Here is a 752-nt window from a genome sequence, read left to right on the forward strand (position 1 = left end):
GTTGCAGTTTCTGTTGAGAAGTCAGTGTAATTTTCATGGTTCGTAGCATGATCCTGATTCTAAATAAAATCAAGCATTTTCAATGATCAGGGGTATAACCTTCACCATGCCGTTCAAAAAATCATCACGAAAGATCAACAGACCCTAGCAATGTTCGTACCATTTTATCAATTCATACGAACTCTTGAAGGAAGCGGGGAAGGCATGACTGAGGTTAGCTAATCACTGCCACTCTGGAGCAAAACTTTGTACAATCAGGATGTTTTTTACCTATTTGATATTGTTTAAAGCGCATAGCAGGCTTGGAAAGAGAAAATGCCCTATTTCCACTTCTCGCGTGACTAATAAGAAGCCTATCAAACAAGTAAACATGGCTTCTATATGTACAATAGTTTGCAAACCTAGCTACCAACGTTGAGCGAAACCAACCAATTTTGAGGAATCTGATAACAGCCTAAATATTAACGTTGAACATATTTTCTGGCTCATGTTCACAAAAACAACATTATCCTATACCCGTGATCATTGAAGGTGCTTGATTTTCAATAGAATCAGGATCATGCTACTAACCATGAAAATCACACTGACTCCTCAACAGAAATTGCAACTCGAACAAATGGACGACATTGAACGTGATAGTCGAGTTTGCGACCGTATTAAAGCGGTTTTACTAGTTTCTGAAGGCTGGAGTCAGGCCATGATTTCTCAAGCCCTTCGGATTCATGAATCGACGGTCGCTCGCCACCTCAGCA

General features: G+C 40.0%; 1 protein-coding gene. It reads left to right on the forward strand.

Annotation, left to right across the window (positions count from 1 at the left end; all coding sequences use genetic code 11):
• Nucleotides 1-571 precede the first annotated feature (571 nt).
• The coding region (locus tag ACQEXR_RS20295) for a helix-turn-helix domain-containing protein (protein WP_427021052.1) at nucleotides 572-752 on the forward strand (181 nt) is incomplete at its 3' end.

It is taken from the genome of Vibrio sp. TRT 2004 (assembly GCF_050113735.1).
Taxonomy (GTDB): Bacteria; Pseudomonadota; Gammaproteobacteria; order Enterobacterales; family Vibrionaceae; genus Vibrio.